At 66.4% G+C, this 21,261-nt stretch carries 25 protein-coding genes; 6 read left to right on the forward strand and 19 right to left on the reverse strand.

The features are described 5' to 3' along the window. Positions 1-12: 12 nt before the first annotated feature. The 4 genes from WG901_RS11210 to WG901_RS11225 form a co-directional block, all read right to left on the reverse strand. Entirely contained in the window at positions 13-468 is a 456-nt protein-coding gene (locus WG901_RS11210; protein ID WP_339587149.1) for a c-type cytochrome, read from the reverse strand. A gap of 81 nt (positions 469-549) precedes the next feature. Further along, positions 550-1,113 carry an NADPH-dependent FMN reductase gene (locus tag WG901_RS11215; protein WP_339587150.1) on the reverse strand — a complete coding sequence of 188 codons (564 nt, stop codon included), beginning with the start codon at positions 1,111-1,113 and terminating at the stop codon, positions 550-552. 56 nt (positions 1,114-1,169) lie between these two features. Beyond that, positions 1,170-1,724, reverse strand: coding sequence for a nuclear transport factor 2 family protein (locus tag WG901_RS11220; RefSeq protein WP_339587151.1), 555 nt, complete (start codon positions 1,722-1,724; stop codon positions 1,170-1,172). Positions 1,725-1,823: 99 nt separating this feature from the next. Beyond that, on the reverse strand, positions 1,824-2,690 hold the full coding sequence (locus tag WG901_RS11225) for an alpha/beta fold hydrolase (protein WP_339587152.1): 867 nt from the start codon (positions 2,688-2,690) through the stop codon (positions 1,824-1,826). A 77-nt stretch (positions 2,691-2,767) separates the two neighbouring features. Between WG901_RS11225 and WG901_RS11230 the strand changes: the two genes are divergently transcribed. Both WG901_RS11230 and WG901_RS11235 read left to right on the forward strand, forming a co-directional pair. Beyond that, positions 2,768-3,490 carry an IclR family transcriptional regulator gene (locus WG901_RS11230; RefSeq protein WP_339587153.1) on the forward strand — a complete coding sequence of 241 codons (723 nt, stop codon included), beginning with the start codon at positions 2,768-2,770 and terminating at the stop codon, positions 3,488-3,490. Positions 3,491-3,566: 76 nt separating this feature from the next. Beyond that, complete coding sequence (locus WG901_RS11235) at positions 3,567-4,217, forward strand: peptidase (RefSeq protein ID WP_339587154.1); 651 nt, start codon at positions 3,567-3,569, stop codon at positions 4,215-4,217. 17 nt (positions 4,218-4,234) lie between these two features. On the opposite strand, the gene WG901_RS11240 is transcribed toward WG901_RS11235, so the two are convergent. Both WG901_RS11240 and WG901_RS11245 read right to left on the reverse strand, forming a co-directional pair. Then, on the reverse strand, positions 4,235-4,879 hold the full coding sequence (locus WG901_RS11240) for a YqaA family protein (RefSeq protein WP_339587155.1): 645 nt from the start codon (positions 4,877-4,879) through the stop codon (positions 4,235-4,237). Positions 4,880-5,100: 221 nt separating this feature from the next. Then, positions 5,101-5,277 (reverse strand): hypothetical protein, encoded by a 177-nt coding sequence (locus WG901_RS11245; protein WP_339587156.1) that lies wholly within the window; start codon positions 5,275-5,277, stop codon positions 5,101-5,103. 51 nt (positions 5,278-5,328) lie between these two features. On the opposite strand from WG901_RS11245, the gene WG901_RS11250 reads away from it, so the two are divergent. From WG901_RS11250 to WG901_RS11260, 3 genes are all read left to right on the forward strand, one after another. Beyond that, positions 5,329-5,790: a DUF2793 domain-containing protein gene (locus WG901_RS11250; protein WP_339587157.1), complete on the forward strand. Its 462-nt coding sequence runs from the start codon at positions 5,329-5,331 to the stop codon at positions 5,788-5,790. Between the two features lie 187 nt (positions 5,791-5,977). After that, positions 5,978-7,069, forward strand: coding sequence for an OmpA family protein (locus WG901_RS11255; RefSeq protein ID WP_339587158.1), 1,092 nt, complete (start codon positions 5,978-5,980; stop codon positions 7,067-7,069). Positions 7,070-7,177: 108 nt separating this feature from the next. Then, entirely contained in the window at positions 7,178-7,729 is a 552-nt protein-coding gene (locus WG901_RS11260) for a superoxide dismutase family protein (RefSeq protein ID WP_339587159.1), read from the forward strand. Here WG901_RS11260 and WG901_RS11265 read toward each other — a convergent pair. The 7 genes from WG901_RS11265 to WG901_RS11295 all read right to left on the reverse strand — a co-directional run bounded on the left by WG901_RS11265 (position 7,716) and on the right by WG901_RS11295 (position 14,522). After that, positions 7,716-9,281 carry a spinster family MFS transporter gene (locus WG901_RS11265; protein WP_339587160.1) on the reverse strand — a complete coding sequence of 522 codons (1,566 nt, stop codon included), beginning with the start codon at positions 9,279-9,281 and terminating at the stop codon, positions 7,716-7,718. The genes WG901_RS11260 and WG901_RS11265 overlap by 14 nt on opposite strands. Next, positions 9,268-9,969: a 7-cyano-7-deazaguanine synthase QueC gene (gene queC / locus WG901_RS11270; RefSeq protein ID WP_339587161.1), complete on the reverse strand. Its 702-nt coding sequence runs from the start codon at positions 9,967-9,969 to the stop codon at positions 9,268-9,270. Before queC ends, WG901_RS11265 begins: the two co-directional genes overlap by 14 nt. Before the next feature lie 41 nt (positions 9,970-10,010). Further along, complete coding sequence (locus WG901_RS11275) at positions 10,011-10,376, reverse strand: DUF3617 domain-containing protein (protein WP_339587162.1); 366 nt, start codon at positions 10,374-10,376, stop codon at positions 10,011-10,013. Between the two features lie 166 nt (positions 10,377-10,542). Then, entirely contained in the window at positions 10,543-11,457 is a 915-nt protein-coding gene (locus WG901_RS11280) for an Hsp33 family molecular chaperone HslO (protein ID WP_339587163.1), read from the reverse strand. A gap of 4 nt (positions 11,458-11,461) precedes the next feature. Next, positions 11,462-12,388, reverse strand: a complete 927-nt coding sequence (gene argF / locus WG901_RS11285; RefSeq protein WP_339587164.1) for an ornithine carbamoyltransferase — start codon at positions 12,386-12,388, stop codon at positions 11,462-11,464. Then, positions 12,385-13,578, reverse strand: a complete 1,194-nt coding sequence (locus tag WG901_RS11290; RefSeq protein WP_339587165.1) for an aspartate aminotransferase family protein — start codon at positions 13,576-13,578, stop codon at positions 12,385-12,387. The genes argF and WG901_RS11290 overlap by 4 nt, the downstream gene beginning before the upstream one ends. A gap of 164 nt (positions 13,579-13,742) precedes the next feature. Then, a complete protein-coding gene (locus WG901_RS11295) occupies positions 13,743-14,522 on the reverse strand; it encodes a cold-shock protein (RefSeq protein WP_339587166.1) in 780 nt (259 codons plus the stop codon). A gap of 284 nt (positions 14,523-14,806) precedes the next feature. On the opposite strand from WG901_RS11295, the gene WG901_RS11300 reads away from it, so the two are divergent. After that, entirely contained in the window at positions 14,807-15,238 is a 432-nt protein-coding gene (locus tag WG901_RS11300; protein WP_339587167.1) for a protein tyrosine phosphatase family protein, read from the forward strand. A 158-nt stretch (positions 15,239-15,396) separates the two neighbouring features. On the opposite strand, the gene WG901_RS11305 is transcribed toward WG901_RS11300, so the two are convergent. The 6 genes from WG901_RS11305 to WG901_RS11330 all read right to left on the reverse strand — a co-directional run bounded on the left by WG901_RS11305 (position 15,397) and on the right by WG901_RS11330 (position 21,163). Next, positions 15,397-16,884 (reverse strand): ammonium transporter, encoded by a 1,488-nt coding sequence (locus WG901_RS11305; RefSeq protein WP_339587168.1) that lies wholly within the window; start codon positions 16,882-16,884, stop codon positions 15,397-15,399. Positions 16,885-16,924: 40 nt separating this feature from the next. Next, positions 16,925-17,263 carry a P-II family nitrogen regulator gene (locus WG901_RS11310; RefSeq protein ID WP_217404757.1) on the reverse strand — a complete coding sequence of 113 codons (339 nt, stop codon included), beginning with the start codon at positions 17,261-17,263 and terminating at the stop codon, positions 16,925-16,927. 151 nt (positions 17,264-17,414) lie between these two features. After that, entirely contained in the window at positions 17,415-18,119 is a 705-nt protein-coding gene (locus tag WG901_RS11315; protein ID WP_339587169.1) for an endonuclease/exonuclease/phosphatase family protein, read from the reverse strand. An 8-nt stretch (positions 18,120-18,127) separates the two neighbouring features. Beyond that, positions 18,128-18,706 carry a pyridoxamine 5'-phosphate oxidase family protein gene (locus tag WG901_RS11320; protein ID WP_339587170.1) on the reverse strand — a complete coding sequence of 193 codons (579 nt, stop codon included), beginning with the start codon at positions 18,704-18,706 and terminating at the stop codon, positions 18,128-18,130. Between the two features lie 45 nt (positions 18,707-18,751). Next, complete coding sequence (locus WG901_RS11325; RefSeq protein ID WP_339587171.1) at positions 18,752-20,272, reverse strand: peptide chain release factor 3; 1,521 nt, start codon at positions 20,270-20,272, stop codon at positions 18,752-18,754. 9 nt (positions 20,273-20,281) lie between these two features. Continuing rightward, on the reverse strand, positions 20,282-21,163 hold the full coding sequence (locus WG901_RS11330) for an aldose 1-epimerase family protein (protein ID WP_339587172.1): 882 nt from the start codon (positions 21,161-21,163) through the stop codon (positions 20,282-20,284). Positions 21,164-21,261 lie beyond the last annotated feature (98 nt).

The following is a 21,261-nucleotide window of genomic DNA, read 5'->3' on the forward strand; positions in this document are numbered from 1 at the left end:
ACAACGGTGCGATCAATCCTTTTCGCGGAAGCGCTCGTGGCAGCTCTTGCAGGCGGCGCCCAGCGGGCCGGTGGCTCCGCGCACCGCGGCGAGATCGCCCGAAGCTGCCGCGGCGTCGAGCGCTGCGGCAGCTTCGGCGAAGCGCGCGGCGGCCTTGCCGAATTCGTCGGGCTGCTCCCAGATCGCCGCGAGCGCGTCGGTCTTGACGCCGTCCTTCGGACTCGAGCCGGCGGGGAACCAGTCCTTCACCTGCGGCGCGAAGCCATTGATCTTGGTGGCCTGGGTCTTGATCGCAGCGAGGTCGGGGGCGCCCTTCTTGAGTTCGTCGCCAATCGTCTTGAAGGCTTTGCCGATCGCTTCGAAATTCTCGTGGCGATCGTGCGCCGCCTTGGCGCCAGGGGTATCGGGACTACCGCCGCACCCGGCGAGCGCCAGGCACAGCACGGCCGGCAGGATCAATCGCTTCATGATCTCAATGTTCCCTCGTTCGTGTTCGGCCAGTTTGCCGCGCGCGGTATCGCCTGGCCAATAAATTCCGGGCCGCCGCAATCAGCTGCGGTGCCGCTCGACCCAGGCCACGAAGGCCTGCATCCAGCTGTCGAGGAATTCGGCGCTCTTCGGGCCGATCGTGCCCTCGGGCGTGATCAGCGCGTCGGTCATCTGGATATAGACCTCGGGCGCGTTGAGCGTCGGCATGTCGAGATAGGCGATCACGTTGCGCAGGTGCTGCTGTGCCAGCGCGGTGCCTGCGGGGCTTTGCGTCGTGCCGATCACCGCCGCCGGCTTCTTTGCCCACGCGCTGTCGCCATAGGGGCGAGAGGCATGGTCGAGCGCGTTCTTGAGCACGCCGGGGATCGAGCGGTTGTATTCGGGGGTGACGAAGATCACGCCGTCGGCGGCGCGGATCTCGGCCTTGAGGCGCTTGGTCGCCGCGGGCTGATCGGCGTCGTCGTCCTGATTGTAGAGCGGCAGGTCGCCGATCGCGGGCCAGGTGAAGCCGATGCCCTTGGCCCCGGGCAGCCTGGTCAGCGCTTCGGCGAAGCGGCGGTTGATCGATTCCCGGCGTAGGCTGCCGACGACGATAGCGATGGTCAGGGGATTCGCTGCTGACATGGGGGCCTCCTTCTACGCCGGGTGCAATGCCCGGTGCGAAGGAGGGTTCCCGATGGTCAGGCCAGCTGCTTGGGCCGCCGCGGCACCGGCGGGCGGTGATAGGACACGTCGGTGCGGTCTCGCGCGGCCTGGCAGGGCTCCTCGGGCGTGTAAGCCTCCGGCAGGTCGGCGCCGAACTGCGACGCCGGCACGTCGAACTTGCCCTCGATGATGCAGACGCGGTTGGCGATCTTCCAGACGCCGTCACGCTTCTGGAAATGGTCGATGTAGCGGCCGGTGGACATGAAGTTGGTCGGCCCGCCGGTCACGCCGCTGAACAGGTAATAGGTTTCGCAATAGGCGTCGTCGCCCTGGAGGTCGCACGAATGGTTGAGCAGGCCGTGCTGGCTCGACTGGAAGGCGAGGGTAGACTGGTCGGCCCAGTCGATGAAATCGCTGGGATGGCCAACGTAGTTGCCGTGGTCCTCGATGGCGTCCTCCCAGTAGCACGACAGCGCGAGCGGCTTGTCGAGCCGGTCGAGTCCGCGGCCGTACTTCTGCATCACGCGCCAGATTTCGCTGCGGTCCACCTGTTCGCGCAGCTTGCGCTCGAGTTCGGCATCGATCGCCATGTCCGTCTCCCGTTGTTCGCTTGCGCGCAAGCCTATCGCCAGAGCATCGCGCGGAAAAGTGGGCGCCGGTTTTCCGTGGGGGCGATGCGACGACCAGGGCTAGTCCTTGAGGAACTCCAGCACGTCGGGCGCGATCAGCGGCCAGCGTTCGAAACGGCCGCGGCGATTGGCCGAATCCATCGGGAAGGTCGAGACGTAGTTCCACTCCTGGTCGTCCCAGGGCGGCTCGCGGAACGTGGAATTGGGCAGCAGTTCGTTGACCCATTCGCTGGTGCGGCGGGTGTGCGCCATGTCGCTCTTGCCGCTGCGGAAAACGAGAATCGGCATCGTCAGCTTGGCGAAGTCGGTCTCGGTGAGGCCGGGCATCGGCGTGTCTTCGCGATAGTTGAAGGCGGCGGCCCACTTCTGCATCGTTGCGATGTAGGTGTCGGGATCCTGGCGCAGCAGGATCTCGCGGATGCGCGGGTTGCGCGCGGTCTGATCGGCCCAGCTCGGCAGCGCGGCGACCGCTTCCATGCCGCCCTTCGAGCAGGCCGCGACCTGATCGCCGCAGTAGAACCAGGCGAGGCCGGCCAGACCGATCGCGCCGCCCGACAGCCACCAGACCGCGATCTTCTTGACGTTTTCGGGCATGCGCGTGCCGATCATCAACGAGATGCGCGATCCGGCCGAGCCGCCGACGAGCGTGATGTCCTTGAGACCGAGCGCGCGGATCAGGCCGGCACCGGCCTCGGCGTTCATCACCGATTCGCTGGGCGCGGTGAAGGCGATGTCCGAGGCGCCGCAGCCCGGGCGGTCCCACATCAGCACGCGATAGCCGTTGTCGGCGAAAATCCTGGCCAGCTCGGGTACGCCGGCGGTATCCCGCGGGTAGCGGCCGCCCGGAGTCAGCATCAGCGGCGGGGCGTTCTCGTCGCCGATCAGTTCGTAGTCGATCTCCAGTCCGTCGACATCGATCCGTGCCATCGCCCCATCTCTCCGCTTGCGCTATTCGTATTACAATGTAATATGATTTATCGAATAGTAACATTGCAGGGATGGGCATGGCGGTCAAGCGGAGTTCCAGCGCCTCGCGCGTGCTCAAGGTGTTCGAGGAGATTGCGGCGAGCCAGCCGATCGGCGTCAGCGCCCTCGCGCGCGTGCTCGAGGCGGACAAGTCGGCCGTGCAGCGCGACCTGATGACCCTCGCCGACGCCGGCTGGATTCGTGGCGCCGTCGGCGCGTCGGGGCAATGGGAGCTGACCCCACACGTGCTGACGATCGCGCGTCCGCCGCACTCGACCGACAGCCTGCGCCAGCGCGCGCGGCCCGCGCTCGAGCGGCTGCGCAGCGAGACCGGGGAGACCGCCTACCTGACCGTGCCGGACGGCGACCAGTTCGTCGTCATCGACGCGATCGAGAGCGAGCACCTGCTGCGCATGGCCCAGCCCGTGGGCATGGTCGTACTGGTCGAAGGTACGGCGACCGCGCGGGCGATCCTGCCGCACCTGCCCGAGCCCGAGCAGGAACGCCTGCTGGGACGGGGCGTGACGTCGGCCATGCGCGAGGAATTCCGCGCGACCCTGACGCGCGGCTATGCGGTCAACGACGGCGAGGTCGCGCCGAGCGCGGTGGCCATGGCTTCGGCGATCGTCTCGCGCCAGGGCGTGCCTGCGGGCGCGCTCGTGCTGACCGGCCCGGCCGAGCGCCTGACCGCCGCGCGGCGACCCGAAGTGGGCGAACGGCTGCGGCGCGAGGCCGAGGCGCTGACCCAGGCGGTCGGTTGAGCCGCAACTATCGCGACTTTCCAGGCGTTTACTTTTCGTCAGTCCCGGTTAATCGGGCTTTTGAGAGTTTAGCTTCATGAAGACTCGCCTTTTCGCGGCGCTTCTCGCCGCTTCCGCATTCGGCCTCTCGGGCTGCGTCACCGACGACTACGGCTATGGCGGCGTCAGCCTCGGCTACGGCACCGGCTATGGTGGGGGCGGCTATTATGGTGACCCCTATTGGGGTTGGTACGACGACTTCTACTATCCGGGCGCTGGCTACTACATCTACGATCGCGGCGGCACCCGCCACCGCTGGAACGATCGCCAGCGCGCCTATTGGGAAGGCCGCCGCGGCAGTCGCCCGGGCCGCAACGACTGGAGCGGCTTCCGCCGCGACGGCAATTCGGCCTGGCGCGGCCAGCGCCAGCCTTCGGGTCAGGGCCTCACCAACGAAGCGCGTCAACAGCGCCGCGAGGCTTGGCAGACGCGGCGCCAGCAGTCGGGCCAGGGCCTGACCGATGAGGCCCGCCAGCAGCGTCGAGAAGCCTGGCAGGTGCAGCGCCAGCAATCGGGCCAACGCCTGACCGACGAAGCGCGCCAGCAGCGCCGCGAGGCCTGGCAGGCGCAGCGCCAGCAACGCCAGCAGTCGGGTGAAGGCTGGCAGGGTCGGCCGCGTGGTCCGGATGCCGGCGGCCAGGGTTCCAGCGATCGGGGCTGGGGCGGTCGCCGTCAGCAGCGGCAATAGCAGGCTTTTGGCGGGCCCTATTTCGCCGTCGCGACGATGGCCGCGACCTGCTTGCATTTCGCGCTGGTCTCTTCGCCGCCGCCGCTGAGCATCACCACCGCGACGAAGCCGCCGACCACGGCGACCGCGAAAGCCGCCGTGGCAAGGCCCAGGTACTTGTCGATGAAGGCCTTGATCGGCGCGCCGAACAGGCGGAACAGAATGCCGACGATCATGAAGCTGATCGAGCGCGAGACCAGGCTGGCGCCGATGAAGGTCAGCAGCGGCATGGCGATGAAGCCCGCGGTGATCGTCAGCAGCTTGAACGGAATCGGTGTCGCGCCCTTGATCATAATGATCTCGGCACCGTATTCGCGCAGGTAGCAGGCGGCTTGGGGGAAGCTCTCGGCCAAGCCCAGCGCCGCGAGCATCTGGGTGCCGACGCTCTCGTAGACGAAATAGCCGATCGCATAGCCGAGCATGCCGCCCAGGACCGAGGCGAGCGTGGCGATCACCGCGAAGCGGATCGCCTTCTTGGGCTCGGCCAGGCACATCAGCCCCAGCAGCGGATGCGGCGGGATCGGGAAGAAGCTGGCCTCGACGAATGCGAACAGCGCGAGCCACCATTCGGCCTTGGGATGCGCGGCCTTGGCCATGGTCCAATCATAGAGGCGGCGCAGCATGTGGTTCTCCCGCGCCGATCCGTCCGGGCGATGCTGCCGTTTAGACGGGCGCGATTCCGGGAGCAATAACCAAATGGGTTATTTCCGCGTGACGTCGTCACGCTTAATAGGTACATAACGGGAACATCGCGATGAAGTGAGTCGCCTTCGGGCCAGGCCGCCATCGATGGGAATTTCTACATGCGCCTAGATGATAACGCCGCCGATCGACCGCGTCGCCGCTATGGCGCGCCCAAGAACTGGAGGGTGACATTTCTGGCGGCACTGGCGGAGACGTCGAACGTCACCGCGAGTGCCCAGCCGTCTGGCAGATCGACGAGCCGCGGCTCGCGCTTTCCGCGGTAACCCTGGCCGCGCTGCCGGCGGGCGTACTGCGCGTGCGCCAGCAGGGCAGTCATGCGCTTTCCGAACCTTTGGTCCTCACCACACTCGCCTGATGGAGGTCCGCCATGAGCGATCCGTTTCTCTTCGACACCGCCAGCCCGCGCTATGGGCTGCCTTTGCTATTCCCGGGCCAGTCCCAGAAGGAGGTCTTCGTCAACGAGGCCCATGCCTTGACCGATGCCTTGCTGCACTGTGCGATCGAGGGCGAGGCCGCGGTGCCGCCGTCCTCGCCGACGGATGGCGAGGCCTGGCTGGTCGGCGCCACGCCGAGCGGCGTCTGGGCGGGGCAGGCGGGCAAGCTGGCGTCCCGTCAGGCGGACAACTGGATCTTCGTCAGCCCGCGCGACGGCCTGCGTCTGCTCGATCGCTCGACGGGTCAGGAACGACGTTTTTTCGGCTCCTGGAGATTTCTTGGTGCGCCGCTGGAACCAATCGGCGGCAGCGTCGTTGATGCCGAAGCTCGCCAAGCAATTGTGGAAATGATTGCCGCGCTTAAAGACGCCGGGATATATTCCGGCGAGCCGTGAGGGAACGAACGTGAGGGAACTGCCGAAAATCGACGAAGCCCGTTGGGCGGTCGTTTCTGGTTCGCAACCCACCGGAATCGCGGCATTTCTGCAACAGCGGTCAGTTTTGCACACTTGCGCGGGTAAATTTAAGGCAGTAGACAAGGCCGCACTCGGTGGCTCCAGTCTCTATAATAGGGGAACAATAATGCGGAAACTCGTCATTGGGATGGCGCTGGCTACTTCAGCCCTCGCCACACCGGCTTTGGCGCGCGAAGGTTCGTGGTACGTCGAAGCTGACGGCGGCGCGATGATCGTTGAAGATCTCCAGTTCGACATCAACAACGTCAACAATGCCAGCAATCTCGACCTCGCAACCGGCTATGACTTCGGTGGCGTGATCGGTTACGACTTCGGTGCGTTCCGTCTCGAAACCGAAGCCAGCTATCGTCGCGCGAACGAAGGCGAAGACTACCGCGTCGGTGCGGCCACCTTCACGGGTGCCCAGATCGATGGCGGTGCCAGCGCTCTCAGCTTCATGCTGAACGGCCTGCTCGACTTCGGCAACGATGACGGCATCCAGGGCTTCGTCGGCGGTGGTGTCGGTGTTGCTCGCGTCAAGCTCCAGGCAACCAGCCCGGCCGCCAACCTCGGCGCCTCGGCTGCCATCAACGACAGCGACAGCGGCTTCGCTTGGCAGGCTCTGGCCGGCGTTCGCACGCCGCTCAGCGACCATGTCGACGTGGGTCTGAAGTATCGCTTCTTCAACGTCGACAATGTCGACGTGGTGAACAACGCGGGTCTGCCGGTCAGCACGCGCTTCCGCTCGCACTCGCTGCTGGCAAGCCTGACCTACAACTTCGGTGGCGAAGCTCCGCCGCCGCCCCCGCCGCCCCCGCCGCCGCCTCCCCCGCCGCCCCCGCCGCCGCCGCCTCCGCCGCAGGCTGTGTGCAACAAGGGTCCGTACATCGTGTTCTTCGACTGGGATAAGTCGGACATCACGCCGGAGGCCGCGACGATCCTCGACAGCGCGATCAGCGCCTATGCCAACTGCGATCGCGTTCCGATCATGCTGGCTGGCTATGCTGACCGTTCGGGTACCGTCCAGTACAACCTCGGCCTGTCCGAGCGTCGTAACACCTCGGTCCGCTCGTATCTGGGCGCCCGTGGCATTCCCGACGGCTCGATCACCGGCCAGGCCTTCGGCGAAAGCAACCCGCGCGTCCCGACTGCGGACGGCGTGCGCGAGCTGCAGAACCGTCGCGTCGAGATCACTTACGGTCCGGGTTCGGGTCAGTAAGTTCCCGACAGGGCAAAACGATTGGGGGGCCGGAGCAATCCGGCCCCTTTTTCGTTGTGCGTGCACGGCCCTTCACTAAGATGCGGGGCGTCTAGCCGGAGGCCCCACATGACGACCAAAACCCTACCCCTGCTGCTCGCTGCTGGCGCGCTTGTCACGTCGGCACTTGTCGTCGCGGCCAATGCGAAGCCCACCCGTGCCGCCCGTCCCGCCGCGCTTGCCAGCGCCACGCTCAAGGCGATCGACGGCACGCCGCGCGGCAAGGCCTGGATCGCCAATCGCAACGGCCGGTGGGAACTGAAGATCGAAGTAACCGGTGTGGCGCCGGGCGCGCACGGCGCGCATCTGCACACGGTGGGCAAGTGCGAGGCGCCCGATTTCTCAACTGCCGGTGGCCATCTCAATCCGCACGGCAAGCTGCATGGCACGGCCAATCCGCAGGGACCGCACCTGGGCGACCTGCCCAACCTGATTGCCGGAACCGACGGCAAGGGCGCCCTGACCGCAGGCCTGACCGGGACGGCCGCACAGCTCACGGCCGCTCTGTTCGATGCCGACGGCACCGCCGTGGTGATCCACGCCGGCCCCGATGACAACCGCACCGATCCAAGCGGCAACAGCGGCGGTCGTGTCGCCTGCGGTGTGCTTACGCGGGGGTGATGGCCCTACGGCGAAGATCGCGCTCGGCTACGGCGAGCGCGATCAAGCCGAACGGCACGACGACCAGCAGGACGAGCAGTCCGTTGCCGAGCCCACCGAGCAGGGCCGAGAACTTGCCCGCCGAATAGGGGCCGAGCGCCAGCCCGAGCAGCGTCGATCCGAGGACGAAGCCGGCCGTGGCGATCCCGCGCACGCGCGCGGGCACGGCATTGACCACGGCGCCCGACGATCCGCCGAGCGTGCCGGCGAAGAAGATCCAGCCGATGAAACTCAGGGCATAGTAGACCGAGCGGTCGCTGGCGGTGAACATCAGGGCGTAAAGCAGTGCGGACCCGATCGCAGTCCCGGCGATCACCCAAACCCGACGGTGATTGTGCGTGCTGCCAGCCAGTCTGTCTGCGAGGGCACCCGAACCGACGACGCCGATGATCCCGCCCAGCGTGCCCGCGCCGCCTAGCCAGAAGCCTGCCTCGCGCGCATCGGCGCCAAGCACCTCGATCGCATAGAGTGGCGCGAAGGCGGTCATCGCATAGCCGACGATCGTGACGAGCCCATAGCCGAGCGTGACGCCGACCAGCGCGCGCGAGCGGCAGACGGCATCGAAAGTCGCGCTGTCGCGCAGGCGCAGGCTCTGGCCCCACGAAAACACTGCATAGCATCCGAGCGCGAAGGCGATCCACTGGACGAGGTCGCCGGTCAGTCGCTGCATGCCCCAGACGAGCAGGCACGCGGTCACAGCGCCGGCGGCGTTGACCAGTAGCGCGCCGATGCCGTGGCGACCGGCGGCGATCAGCGTGAAAGGCGGCAGCACGCTTTCGAGCGAGCGCACGAAGTCGGCCAGGGGCTTCACCAATGCCGTCTCGGGTCCGTCGTGGGGTGGATCGAAGCGCCCGCGCGGGGGCTCGCGCATGGTCGTTACCAGCAGGGCCAGCAAGAGGCCGGGAACGCCCATCGTCATGAAGGCGACCTGCCAGCCGACCAGGCCGAGCGGCGCGCTGCCGTCGATGAAATGCGCGTTCCATTCTGCGGCGATCGAACTGCCGAAAGCGAGCGAAATGCCGCCGCCGACGTAGAGCCCCGCCGAATAGATCGACAGGGCCAGCGCGCGTCGCCGCGGCGGAAAATAGTCGCTGACCAGCGAATAGGCGCAAGGGCTGGCGGTCGCTTCGCCGATGCCCACGCCGATGCGTGCGGCACCGAGTTGGGTGAAGTTCTTGGCGAAACCCGACAGCGTGGTCAGCGCGGACCACAGCGCCAGGCCTACGGCGAGCAGTCGCACGCGCGACCAGTGGTCGGCGAGCTTGCCCAGCGGGATGCCGAACACGGCATAGAACACCCCGAAGGCCGTCCCATAGAGAAAGCCGAAATCGCTGTCGCTGATGCCGAGATCGCGCTTGAGATCGGGCGCGAGGATGGTGATGAGCTGGCGGTCGATGAAGTTCAGCGCATAGACCAGCATCAACACGCCGAGCACGTAGAAGCGATAAGGCTCGCTCTCGACCGCGGGCTCGCGATCTTCCTGGGCGATGGGCGCCGGTTCAGTCTGCAGCATAGAGGGTGCCATCCACGAGGCCCGCATCGGCGAAGCCCGCGCGGCGCAGCCGGCAACTGTCGCAGCGCCCGCAGGCGCGGCCGTCGGGCTGCGGATCGTAGCACGACCAGCTCATGGCAGGATCGAAGCCCAGGCGGTGCGCTTCCTGCGCGATCTCGGCCTTGCCGAGAAACTGGAGCGGCGCGTGGATCGCGAAGCGTTCGCCTTCGGCGCCCGCCTTGGTCGCCAGGTCGGCGAGATCGGCGAAACCGGCGATGAATTCGGGCCGGCAATCGGGATAGCCCGAATAGTCGAGCGCGTTGACGCCGATGAAGATGTCGCGCGCCGAGAGCGCCTCGGCCCAGGCCAGCGTCAGCGACAGGAACACGAGATTCCGCGCGGGCACATAGGTGACCGGGATGACGTCTTCGGCGACGCCGTCTTTGGGAACGGCGATATCGTCGGTGAGCGCCGAACCGCCGAACTGGCGCAGGTCGAGCGGCAGGATCACGTGTCGCGCTGCGCTGATGTCCTGCGCGACCGTCCGCGCGGCATCGAGCTCGCGCCGGTGACGCTGGTTGTAGTCGATCGTCAGGGCGTTGACGCGATAGCCGGCTTCGCGTGCGAGACCGGCGACGACCATGGAGTCCAGGCCGCCCGACAGCAGCACCACGGCCTCTCGGCCATTACCCGGGGGAAGTGTCGACATCGTTCCGGGCTAGCCCCTCGGTGCCAGCCTGGCAACCGGGCTCAGGTCGCGCAATCACCGACCTTGCGTGCCTCGGCGGCGAAAGAGAAGGGCAGGCCGTCGGCGATGCCCTGGCTGTCGATCTGGACGAGCCTGTTGGTCTCGCGTCGGATATGGGTGCGGCCGTATCCGCGGCCGCGACAGGTGTATTGCACGGTGACCTCGCTGGCGCCGTCGTCGACGACCAGCCGCTCGCAGCTGTCTGCGGGATGGCGCAGCTGGATGAGTCGGCGGATATCAGGAAGACACAGGCGTTCGACCGAGCCTGTGTCACGGATACGCAGTTCCCAACGGCCCGCCTCGAGCTGGCCGAGCATGGCGAGCGCAGGTCGCTGCGCCGCCGAGGGTGCGGCGAGAGCGACGAGCATGCCCGTTGCCGCCACAGCAATTCGCATCCGGCTTTTCATCCCTAGGTCCCGTCGCGTCGGCTTGAGGTTGGTGGTTCCTGATCTTCACCGCGATCTGTGCAGTGAAATGGTCAGGATAAGTTCAGCACCGATCAAGCGTGCAATATGAGCGATGAAGTGCTGATTTTCAAGCGATCTTGAAGATCCGCGAGCAGAACGCGCAGTCGACAGAGATCATTCCGTCCTCGCCGCGCATGTCCTGGCGGTCCTCTTCGGGGAACCGCGAAAGCACGCCTTCATAATATTCGGCGCTGCAACGGCAGCCGCGCGTCAGGGGATCGAGCCGTTCGACGCGGACCTCGTCTTCCTCGTGGAACAGCCGCCAGACCAGTGCCTCGAGCGAGAGTGCCGGATCGACGAGCTCTTCGTGCCGGGTGCTCCCGGCCAGCGTCGCCACATGGTCCCATTCGGGGTGGTCGAGCCGGACGTGCAGGCGTTCCCGGCCTTCTTCGCCCTCGGGCAGATGCTGGACCAGCAGACCCGCGGCGACACAGTGGTGACCATCCCAGCGGATTCCCGTGCGGATCAGCGTCGGGATCTGTTCGGACTGAGCGAAATAGGACTGGCAGGCCTCCGCCAGCGATTCGCCTTCGAGCGGGACGATGCCCTGGTAGCGCTGCTTGGTTGTGGCGAGATCGAAGGTCAGCGCCAGATAGGCATCGGCGCCGAACAGTGCCGTGATCGTCGGATAGGTTTCGAGCGCAGCCAGTCGCTCGGGATCGAAGCGGACATAGCCGCGGACTTCCCCGGCACGGTAGTCGCAGACGAGCAGATCGACGATGCCGCCCCGGTTCTGGGCCTGGGCCTGGATCGTCAACTGGCCGGCTTCGTCCTTGAGCAGCGATCCGATCAGCGCGGTCAGCACCAGCGCTTCTGCCAAAAGATGGCGGATCGCGGTCGGATATTCGTGCGCCGAGAGAATCGTGTCGAGCGCGGGGCCGAGCCGCACCACGCGGCCGCGGGCGTCGCGTTGCGGTAGCGCGAAGGCGAGCACCCGGTCGAAACCGGTCTCGCCTTCGGGCAGGGCGGCCTCGTGTTTCATGACGTCAAATCTGGCCGAAGACCCAGCGCAGGATCGACTTCTGGGCATGAATGCGGTTCTCCGCCTCGTCCCAGATGACCGACTGCGGCCCGTCCATGACTTCGTCGGTCACTTCCTCGCCGCGGTGCGCGGGCAGGCAGTGCATGAAGATCGCGTCCTGGGCGGCCGCGCCCATCAGCCCGGCATCGACCTGATATGGCTGCATCGCCGCGATGTGGACGTCGCCGCCGGCCTGGCCCATCGAGACCCAGGTGTCGGTGACCACGACCTGCGCGCCCGCCACGGCCTCGCGTGGGTCCTGCGTGAATATCACTTCGCCGCCCGCCGCGCGCGCGCGCTCGACGAAACCGCCATCGGGCTCGTAGCCCGCCGGACCGCCGACGCGAACGGTGAACTTCATCAGACCTGCCGCCTCGATCAGCGAGTGCAGCACGTTGTTGCCGTCGCCCAGCCAGGCGAGCTGGAGCCCGGGCAGCGCGTGGCCGCGCTCCACTACGGTCAGCAGGTCGGCCATGATCTGGCACGGGTGGGAGAGGTCGGTAAGGCCATTGATCACGGGAACGCTGGCGTGGTGTGCGAGTTCCTCGATCTTGGCGTGATCGTCGGTACGGATCATGATCGCATCGACCATGCGGCTCAGCACGCGCGCCGTGTCGGCCACGGTCTCGCCGCGACCGAGCTGGGTCGAGCCCGCCTCGAGGATGATCGCGCTGCCGCCGAGCTGGCGCATGGCCATGTCGAACGAAACGCGCGTGCGCGTCGAGTTCTTCTCGAAGATCATCGCCAGGACACGGCCGTCGAGCGGTGCATCCGCGTCCGGTTTGCCTTTGGGCCAGGAATCGCGCGTGGCCTTCCGGTCGAGCGCGTCGTTGAGCATCCCCGCAAGGGCATCGCCGCCTGCGTCGGTGAGATCGATGAAGTGCCGGGTCATTGTCCTGCGGGCTCCAGCGGGAAGCTCGCGGCACCCGCCGAGAGCTTGTCCATGAATTCGTCGATGTGGCTGTCGTCGATGACGAGCGGCGGAACGATGCGCAGCGTGTTGTCGCCGCCCGATACGGTCAGCACGCCGTGATTGTCGCGCAGGTGTGCGACGAAGCCGCGCGGCTCGACCTTGAGTTTGACGCCGAGCAACAGGCCACGGCCGCGTACTTCCTCGAACAGCTCGGGATAGTTGCCGATGAACTGTTCGAGCCGACCGACGATCTTCGCGCTCTTGTCGCGCACGTTGGCGAGCACGTCCTCGGCGGCGAAGGCGTCGAGAACGGCGACGCCCGCAGCCATGGCCAGCGGGTTGCCGCCATAGGTCGAGCCATGGCTGCCCGCCGCCATGCCGCGTGCCGCCTTCTCCGTGGCCAGACAGGCTCCGAGCGGAAAGCCCCCGCCGATACCTTTCGCGGAGGCAACGACATCGGGCGTGATCCCATACTGTTCATAAGCGAAGAAGGTGCCGCTGCGGCCATAGCCGCATTGGACCTCGTCGAGCGCCAGGATCAGGTCGTGCTCGTCGGCGAGCGCGCGCAGGCCTTTCATGAAATCGTCCGAAGCGGCGCGGATGCCGCCCTCGCCCTGGATGGGTTCGATCAGGAAGCCGGCCGTGTTCGGGCCGATCGCGGCCTTGACCGCGTCGAGATCGTTGAACTCGACGTATTTGAACCCTGGGAGCAGCGGCTCGAAGCCTTTGTGCATCTTCTCCTGGCTCGATGCGCTGATCGTCGCGAGGGTCCGGCCGTGGAAGGCCTGATTGAACGTGATCAGTTCGAACTTGTGGTTGTTGCCGACATGCTGGTGATAGGCGCGCGCGGTCTTGATCGCGCATTCGACCGCCTCGGCGCCGGAATTGGTGAAGAACACGGTGTCGGCGAAGGTCAGATCGACCAGCCGCTGTGCCAGCACCTCGCCCAGCGGACTGCCGTAGAGGTTGGACACGTGCATCAGCGTCGCGGCCTGATGCTGGATCGCGCCGATCAGTCCCGCATGCGAATGGCCGAGCGCGTTCACCGCGATGCCCGCGGCGAAATCGAGGTATCGCCGACCGTCCTCGCCGATCAGATGGCAGTGCTCACCACGGACGGGCCGAAAGGCGGTCCGAGGGTAGACGGGCATGAGCGGGGTGATCGACATTTCACATTCCTTCGGCATTTCGAATTCGAGAGGAAACGCAAACGACAAATGGCGGCCCCCCGAGGTTCGAAAACCCTAGGGGCCGCCATTTGCGCGCGTTTATTCTGTCGCGTGCTTCCGGTCAAATGCCCGGAAGCGGGTGCGCCACAACCTTTTCGGCGGTGTCAGCCCTGACGCGGCACCAGGTTGACCGCCGAGTACTTGCCTCGTCGATCCACCTCGATATCGAATTCGAGACGGTCGCCCTCGTTCAGGGCGGACATGCCCGAACGCTCGACCGCGCTGATGTGAACGAAAGCGTCCGGCTGGCCGTCATCACGCGTGATGAAGCCGAAGCCCTTCATGGTGTTGAAGAACTTGACCGTGCCCGTTGCCTTCTCACCGGTCAGCGAGCGCTGCGGAGCTTCCGCGCGCTTCTCCACGGGGATGACGTCGCCGACGACCACGAGGTCGCTCGCCGAGATCTTGCCGCCGCGATCGACCAGCGTGAACTCGAGCTGCTGGCCTTCGGCCAGGCCTTCGAGGCCGGCACGTTCGACCGCGCTGATGTGCACGAACACGTCTTCGCCGCCTTCATCGCGCTGGATGAAGCCGAAGCCCTTGCCCGAGTTGAAGAACTTGACGACACCCTTGCCCTGGCCGACGACCTGGGCGGGCATGCCGCCACCACCACCGCCGCCGCCACCGCCACGGGGGCCGCCGAAGCCGCCGCCACCGCCGCTGCGCGGGCCGCCGAAGCCGCCGCCGCCGCCACGATCACCGCCGCCGAAGCCGCCGCGTCCGCCGCCACCGCCAAAGCGATCGCCGCCGCCGCCACCGCCGAAGCGATCGCCGCCGCCGAAGCCGCCGCCACCGCCGGCAAACGGATCGAAGCCGCCGCCGTCTTCACCGAAACCGTCCCGCTTGTCGCGTCCCCTACCGCGACGACCTCTGTCGAAACCCATAAACCCAGGTATACCTTCAATTCGCCCCATCCAACGAGCCTGGCAACGCGGACGAATCGCGCCAGGCGACAGGGCAAGCGTCCATGCTGCGCGCACAACGCTTTCCTCTGCAGCATTGGACATATACGAGAAAATGTAGAATGGCGAACGGAATCATGTCTCTTGCATGAATAGGCTCGATTTTTGTCGCCAACGCGGCCTTTCGCATCGGCTTGCTAGTCGCTGCGGCGCTTGGCAGAGAGACGCTTTCCCCCGAATTATCCGGCCGTGATGGAGATTGATCGATGTTTCGCAAGCTTTCCGACAGTGTGCTGGCCAGCCCGCAAATCGAGGTGGCCGATGTCGCAGCGGCTGCGGCCCAGGGCGTCACCCTGATCATCAACAACCGGCCCGAGGGCGAGAGCGACGATCAGACGCCCGGCGCCGAGATCGCCGCCGCGGCGCAGGCTGCTGGTCTCGCCTATGTCGAGATTCCCGTGACCCACGCGGGCTTCAGCCAGGCGCAGGTCGAGGCGATGTCGCAGGCGCTGTCGGCGGCGGGCGGCTCGGTGCTGGCCTATTGCCGCTCGGGTACGCGCTCGACCTTGCTCTGGGCGCTGGCAGAGGCCAGCCAGGGCGGCGATCCCGATACCATCGCGGCGCATGCCGCGGCGGCTGGCTACGATATCACGCCGGTGCGCGCACTCGTCGATATGCTGGCCGCCGGCAAGTCCTGAGCGGCTTCGCCTTCCTCACCTCGACGCGGCACAAAAAAGGGGCCGGAGCGGCTGGCTCCGGCCCTTTAGTTTGCTGTTCGCAGGAGGAACATCGGATGGCGGGGTCCGGGTGGGAGGAGAGGAGGAAAGGTCCCGTCCCCCGCCAAGCTCGGTAAGTCTCAGTAGTTGTAGGCGCGCTCGCCGTGCTCGGAGAGGTCGAGGCCTTCGCGCTCGGCTTCTTCCGCGGGACGCAGACCGAAGATCTTGTCGACGATGAAGAACAGGATCGCCGAACCAACGCCCGAGAAGACCAGCGTGAAGAGCACGGCCTTGATCTGGACGAAGACCTGCTTGCCCATGTCATAGCTGTCGGCGTCGAAGCCGGCCGGGAACACGGTGTAGTCGAACACGCCCTGACCGCCGAGCGACGGAGCGGCCATGATGCCGGTGCCGATGGCGCCGACGATGCCGCCGATGCAGTGGACGCCGAAGACGTCGAGCGTGTCGTCGTACTTGAGCTTGTTCTTGATCGTGCTGACGAAGAGGTAGCAGATCGGCGAGACGATCAGGCCGAGGACGATCGAGGTGCCCGGAGCGCCGAAGCCGGCGGCCGGGGTGATCGCGACGAGGCCGGCGACGGCACCCGTGGCGGCACCCAGCAGCGAAGGCTTGCCGTGGTGGAGCTTCTCGACGATCGACCAGCTGACCGCAGCGGCAGCCGTGGCGACGAAGGTGTTGATGAAGGCGACCGCGGTAACGGCGTTGGCTTCGAGGTTAGAGCCCGCGTTGAAGCCGAACCAGCCGATCCACAGCAGCGAGGCGCCGATCATGGTCATGGTCAGCGAGTGCGGCGGGGTGGCTTCCTTGCCGTAGCCCGTGCGCTTGCCGATCATGATACAGCCGACGAGGCCCGCGATACCGGCGTTGATGTGCACGACGGTGCCACCGGCGAAGTCGAGCGCGCCCCAGCCCCAGAGCATGCCGTAGTCGGTCGGAGCATCGACGAGGAAGTCCGGACCGGCCCAGTACCAGACCATGTGCGCCATCGGGAAGTAGATGCAGGTCAGCCAGAGCACGACGAAGATGATCAGCGGCGTGAACTTCACGCGTTCGGCGAAAGCGCCGACGATCAGCGCCGGCGTGATGCAGGCGAAGGTCATCTGGAAGACCACGAAGACGAGTTCGGGCAAATAGACGTTGTTCGAGAAGGTCGCGGCGTAGGTGGTCGCGTCGACCCCCACGAGGAACGCCTTCGAGAAGCCGCCGACGAATTCGCTGCCGCTGGTGAAGGCCATCGAATAGCCCCAGCAGACCCAGACGAGCGCGGCGACGGAAACGATCGTCAGAACCTGCATCAGCACGCTGAGCATGTTCTTGGTGCGGACGAGACCGCCGTAGAAGAGCGCGAGCGCGGGAACGCTCATCATCAGCACCAGCGCGGCGCAGACGAGCATCCAGGCGGTGTCGCCCTTGTTGACCATGCCGACCATCTGCTCGGCGGTCGGCGCCTTGATCAGGGTCGTGGCGGCTTCGGTGGCTTCGGGCGTCGGCGCAGCCGTGGCGACAGCGGCCGCAGCGGTGGCCGCGGCATCCTGAGCCCAGGCGGCTGTGGCGGCGAAGAGCGACGTACCCAGCGCCCCTGCGCCGCAAATCATCTTGCGGATCATGGTGTTACCCCCCTGTGGGAAGATGTGTCGGATGCGCGCATCAAAGCGCGGTGTCCCCGGACTCGCCGGTGCGGATGCGCACGGCGGACGCGAGGTCGAGAACGAAGATCTTGCCGTCGCCGATCGCTTCGGTGCTGGCGGTCTGCTGGATGGTCTCGACGATCTGGTCAGCCAGGCTGTCCGGCGCGGCGACCTCGATCTTAACCTTCGGGAGCATGTTGGTCGAATATTCGGCTCCCCGATAGATTTCGGTCTGCCCCTTCTGCCGTCCAAAGCCCTTGACCTCGGAGACGGTCATCCCCGCGACCCCGATGGCGCCGAGAGCTTCGCGCACCTCGTCGAGCTTGAACGGCTTGATGATGGCGATGATGAATTTCATGCCTATCCCCTGCTAGCCACCGGACCGATCGCCGGCGGGCAGCACATCGCAAGGGGCGTGCCAATTTAAGGAATCGTCAATAAATCAGGGTCGCGGAAGCGATAGGCGGCCGCCAGCGTCGAGAAACGGCGCCCGAATCATGAGCAGATGCCTAATTTTTAGGCAGAGTAAGCCGCGCCCAGACCGGCAGATGGTCGGACCCTCTCGCCGCCAACGCCGAATGATGCACACCGGTTCCCACGAGCTGCCAATCGTTCGACACGACGATGCGGTCGAGCTGCGCCACGGGGCGGCGCGAAGGGAAGCTGCGGCCGGGGGCGAGCAGGTGCCAGTCGTGCAGGAATTCGTGGAAGCAACCGCCGTGGCGTGCCCACTCGTTGAAGTCGCCCATCAGCACGGTTGGGCTCGCGCCGTTGCACGCGGCGACGTGGGCCAGGATCGAGCGCACCTGCTGGCGCCGCCGCAGGCCCGAGAGGTCGAGGTGCATGCCGACCACACGCAGGCGGCGGCCTTCGATCTTCAGGTCGGCCCGGATCGCCCCGCGCGGCTCGAGCGTCGGCAGCGGAACGATCGCGGCCTCTTCAACCTCGATCTCGCGGCGCACGAGCAGGGCGTTGCCGTGCCAACCGATCGAATCGGGCTTCATCTGCAAGGGAATCGCGCGATAGGGCGTGTGCCCCTCGATCGCGGCCAGCGGCAGCACGGTCTCGCGCCGGCCGAACCGGCGATCGGCCTCCTGCAGCGCGACGACGTCGGCGCCGATCTCGTTGAGGATCGCGAGGATGCGATCGGGATCGCGGCGCCGGTCGAGCCCCACGGCCTTGTGGATGTTGTAGCTGGCGAAAGTGAGCTCCATCACCGCGGTCAAGCGTCGGTGGCGGCGGTTTTGTTCCCGGAGATGTAGCGATCGGTCGGCGTCACGGGCAGGCCGTCGATGCTGTGGGTGCGGTCCCGGTATTTGGCTTCCCAGGCTTCGGGATCGGCCTGGGCGTGGTACTTGATCAAGGTCTGCCGCTCCTGATCGAGTTGCATCACGGGGACGCCCCAGCCGCAACTGCTCTGCACGCTTTCGACAGCCACTTCGAAGATCTGACGTGTGCCGGGCAGTAGTTCGAAATGCGCGGCCAGTGCCTGCCAGTCGGCCTCGGCGGGCAGCACCGGGCGGCCGCGGCCATAGATCCGCAGGATCAGCGGGGGCTGGCCGAAATTGCACATCATGATCGTGATGCGCCCGTCGGCGACCAGGTGCGCATGGGTCTCGTTGCCCGAGCCGCCGAGATCGAGCCAGGCGACGCGCGTCGGCGAAAGCACGCGGAAGGCATCGTAGCCCTTGGGGCTGAGATTGATCCGCCCTTCATCGGCCGCGGTGGCGACGAAGAACAGGCTCTGCCGCGAGATCATCGCGACGTGATCCTCGGTCAGGTGATCGGTGAATTGCGCCATGGATCCAGGCTAGGCCGATCGCGCAATCGCGGCAATCCCGCGGTCTCAGCGTTCCTTGGTGGCGCTGAAGGTCAGCTCGGGATTGCGCTCCTGCTGGTAGTTCACATCCCAGGCCGAGCGCGCGAGGAACACCGGGTCGCCGTCGCGGTCCTTGGCCAGGTTCGACTTGTTGAAGTCGACGAAGCCCTTGAGCGCGGCATCCGATCCCTTGAGCCAGCGCGCCGTATCGAACGGCGCGGGTTCGAGCATGGCCTCGACCTTGTATTCGGCCTCGAGCCGGCTGATCAGCACTTCGAGCTGGAGCTGGCCGACCACGCCGACGATCCACTGCGCGCCGATCTCGGGATAGAACACCTGGATCACGCCCTCTTCGGACAGGTCGTCGAGCGCCTTGCGCAGCTGCTTGGTCTTGGTTGGATCCTTGAGCGCGACGCGGCGCAGGATTTCGGGCGCGAAGTTGGGCAGGCCGGTGAAGCGCACCTTGTTGGCCTCGCTCAGGGTGTCGCCCACGCGCAGGGTGCCGTGGTTGGGGATGCCGATGATGTCGCCGGGCTCGGCCGAATCGGCGATCTCGCGGTCCTGTGCGAAGAACAGGATCGGCGAATGCACCGCGATCGGCTTGCCGAGGCCCGAGGGGGTCAGCTTCATGCCGCGCTTGAAGGTGCCCGAGACCAGCCGCATGAAGGCGATGCGGTCGCGGTGCATCGGGTCCATGTTGGCCTGGACCTTGAAGATGAAGCCGGTGACTTCCTTGTTCTCGGGCATGATCGTGCCCTGCTCGCTGGGCTGGGGCCGGGGCGGCGGTGCAAAACGCGCGATCGCGTCGATCAGCTCGGCTACGCCGAAGTTCTTGAGCGCCGAGCCGAAATAGACCGGGGTCAGGTCGCCGTGGCGATAGGCCTCGATGTCGAATTCGGGATAGCCGACCTGCGCCAGTTCGATCTCCTCGGCGATGTCCGCGGGCAGTTCGGGTGCCTCGTCGACCTTGCCGAGGAATTCGCGGCTGTCGCCTTCGGGACGGCTGACCTTGTTGGTCGCCAGGTCGAGCACGCCCTGGAACTGGCCGCCCATGCCCACCGGCCAGGACATCGGCACGACGTCGAGCGCGAGCGCGTCGGCGACCTCGTCGAGCGTCTCGAACACCGGGCGACCTTCGCGGTCGACCTTGTTGACGAAGGTGATGATCGGCACCGAACGCAGGCGGCAGACCTCGAACAGCTTGCGCGTCTGCGGCTCGATGCCTTTCGCGGCGTCGATCACCATGATCGCCGAATCGACCGCGGTCAGCGTGCGGTAGGTGTCTTCGGAGAAGTCCTCGTGGCCCGGTGTGTCGAGCAGGTTGAAGGTGATGCCGTCCTTCTCGAAGGTCATCACCGAGCTGGTCACCGAGATGCCGCGCTGCTGCTCGATCTTCATCCAGTCCGACCGCGCGCGCCGCGCTTGGCCGCGCGCCTTGACCTGACCGGCGAGATGGATCGCGCCGCCCTGGAGCAGCAGCTTCTCGGTCAGCGTGGTCTTGCCGGCGTCGGGGTGCGAGATGATGGCGAAAGTGCGACGATTGGACATCGCGCGCGGTTAGCCGGTGCGAACGGTTACGTCCATGCGCAAGCTGCGTTCGGCGCCAGGGGCGAGGCTGACGACGCCGGGCTTGTTGCGGAAATCGTCGGCGAAGCCCTGCGGATCGGCGATCCCCTGCCACGGCTCGATGCAGAGGTAGTTCGCGCCGGGCTTCTGCCAGATGCCGAGCATCGGCGTGTCGGGGAAATGGATGTCGAGGCGGGCGCCCTGCTCGGCGCCGAAGGTCAGCGAACGGCTCGCAAGATGGTCCCAGATCAGCGCATCGGCCTCGAACAGCGCCGCGTCGGGGACCAATTCTCGCCCGACGACGGGTGTCGGTTGCGGCTCGGGCAGCAGCAGGCCGCTCGGCGGATCGATCCGGCGGATCGGTTGGGGCTCGGGCTCGGCGAAGGTCACGCGATGGTCCGCCTTGGCCGCGCCGCCGGGCAGGGGCCAGGCGAAGGCCGGGTGGAAGCCGAAGCTGAAAGGCATGTCGGTCACGCCTTTGTTGGTGGCCGTGGCGGTCATATGCAGCGTGGCACCGTCGAGCCGGAAGGCCATGTCGAGCGTGAAGGGAAACGGATAGGCCAGGTGCGTCGCTTCGCTTGCCGTCAGGCGGAAGGTGGCGCTGTCGGAATCGCTGGCCACGAGCTCGAACCGGCTCTGACGTGCGAAACCGTGCTTGGCCAGCTCGTGCGCCGAACCGCAGAGCCGATAGTGTCCGCCGTTTAGCGCGCCGACGATCGGGAACAGCAGCGGCGCGCGGCCGGTCCAGAAGGCCGGATCGGCATCGGTCATGTACTCGCGGCCTTGGGCATCGGTCAGCGACCAGAGCTCGGCGCCGAGCGGGTTGATGCGGGCGGTGAGATCGCCCGAGGTGATCGAGATCAGGTCGGTCATAAGCCTCGCCTCACCATAAAGCCGTCACCCTGAACTTGTTTCAGGGTCCATGGTGCCTCACGGCACTGTTCGTGCCAACCGAGAGATGGACCCTGAAA

Source organism: Novosphingobium anseongense (assembly GCF_037482895.1).
GTDB lineage: Bacteria > Pseudomonadota > Alphaproteobacteria > Sphingomonadales > Sphingomonadaceae > Novosphingobium > Novosphingobium anseongense.

Bases quoted from the DNA above. Each gene is read 5' to 3' on its own strand.
- WG901_RS11230 (WP_339587153.1), top strand. From the start codon at position 2,768: ATGGCGGTCAAGCGGAGTTCCAGCGCCTCGCGCGTGCTCAAGGTGTTC.
- WG901_RS11245 (WP_339587156.1), bottom strand. From the start codon at position 5,277: ATGACTGCCCTGCTGGCGCACGCGCAGTACGCCCGCCGGCAGCGCGGC.
- WG901_RS11305 (WP_339587168.1), bottom strand. From the start codon at position 16,884: ATGATCCGCAAGATGATTTGCGGCGCAGGGGCGCTGGGTACGTCGCTC.
- WG901_RS11255 (WP_339587158.1), top strand. From the start codon at position 5,978: ATGCGGAAACTCGTCATTGGGATGGCGCTGGCTACTTCAGCCCTCGCC.
- WG901_RS11290 (WP_339587165.1), bottom strand. From the start codon at position 13,578: ATGTCGATCACCCCGCTCATGCCCGTCTACCCTCGGACCGCCTTTCGG.
- WG901_RS11325 (WP_339587171.1), bottom strand. From the start codon at position 20,272: ATGTCCAATCGTCGCACTTTCGCCATCATCTCGCACCCCGACGCCGGC.
- queC (WP_339587161.1), bottom strand. From the start codon at position 9,969: ATGTCGACACTTCCCCCGGGTAATGGCCGAGAGGCCGTGGTGCTGCTG.
- WG901_RS11320 (WP_339587170.1), bottom strand. From the start codon at position 18,706: ATGGCGCAATTCACCGATCACCTGACCGAGGATCACGTCGCGATGATC.
- WG901_RS11315 (WP_339587169.1), bottom strand. From the start codon at position 18,119: ATGGAGCTCACTTTCGCCAGCTACAACATCCACAAGGCCGTGGGGCTC.
- WG901_RS11280 (WP_339587163.1), bottom strand. From the start codon at position 11,457: ATGAAACACGAGGCCGCCCTGCCCGAAGGCGAGACCGGTTTCGACCGG.
- WG901_RS11265 (WP_339587160.1), bottom strand. From the start codon at position 9,281: ATGCTGCAGACTGAACCGGCGCCCATCGCCCAGGAAGATCGCGAGCCC.
- WG901_RS11250 (WP_339587157.1), top strand. From the start codon at position 5,329: ATGAGCGATCCGTTTCTCTTCGACACCGCCAGCCCGCGCTATGGGCTG.
- WG901_RS11225 (WP_339587152.1), bottom strand. From the start codon at position 2,690: ATGGCACGGATCGATGTCGACGGACTGGAGATCGACTACGAACTGATC.
- WG901_RS11310 (WP_217404757.1), bottom strand. From the start codon at position 17,263: ATGAAATTCATCATCGCCATCATCAAGCCGTTCAAGCTCGACGAGGTG.
- WG901_RS11300 (WP_339587167.1), top strand. From the start codon at position 14,807: ATGTTTCGCAAGCTTTCCGACAGTGTGCTGGCCAGCCCGCAAATCGAG.
- WG901_RS11295 (WP_339587166.1), bottom strand. From the start codon at position 14,522: ATGGGTTTCGACAGAGGTCGTCGCGGTAGGGGACGCGACAAGCGGGAC.
- WG901_RS11215 (WP_339587150.1), bottom strand. From the start codon at position 1,113: ATGTCAGCAGCGAATCCCCTGACCATCGCTATCGTCGTCGGCAGCCTA.
- WG901_RS11235 (WP_339587154.1), top strand. From the start codon at position 3,567: ATGAAGACTCGCCTTTTCGCGGCGCTTCTCGCCGCTTCCGCATTCGGC.
- WG901_RS11330 (WP_339587172.1), bottom strand. From the start codon at position 21,163: ATGACCGACCTGATCTCGATCACCTCGGGCGATCTCACCGCCCGCATC.
- WG901_RS11220 (WP_339587151.1), bottom strand. From the start codon at position 1,724: ATGGCGATCGATGCCGAACTCGAGCGCAAGCTGCGCGAACAGGTGGAC.
- argF (WP_339587164.1), bottom strand. From the start codon at position 12,388: ATGACCCGGCACTTCATCGATCTCACCGACGCAGGCGGCGATGCCCTT.
- WG901_RS11260 (WP_339587159.1), top strand. From the start codon at position 7,178: ATGACGACCAAAACCCTACCCCTGCTGCTCGCTGCTGGCGCGCTTGTC.
- WG901_RS11240 (WP_339587155.1), bottom strand. From the start codon at position 4,879: ATGCTGCGCCGCCTCTATGATTGGACCATGGCCAAGGCCGCGCATCCC.
- WG901_RS11210 (WP_339587149.1), bottom strand. From the start codon at position 468: ATGAAGCGATTGATCCTGCCGGCCGTGCTGTGCCTGGCGCTCGCCGGG.
- WG901_RS11275 (WP_339587162.1), bottom strand. From the start codon at position 10,376: ATGCTCGTCGCTCTCGCCGCACCCTCGGCGGCGCAGCGACCTGCGCTC.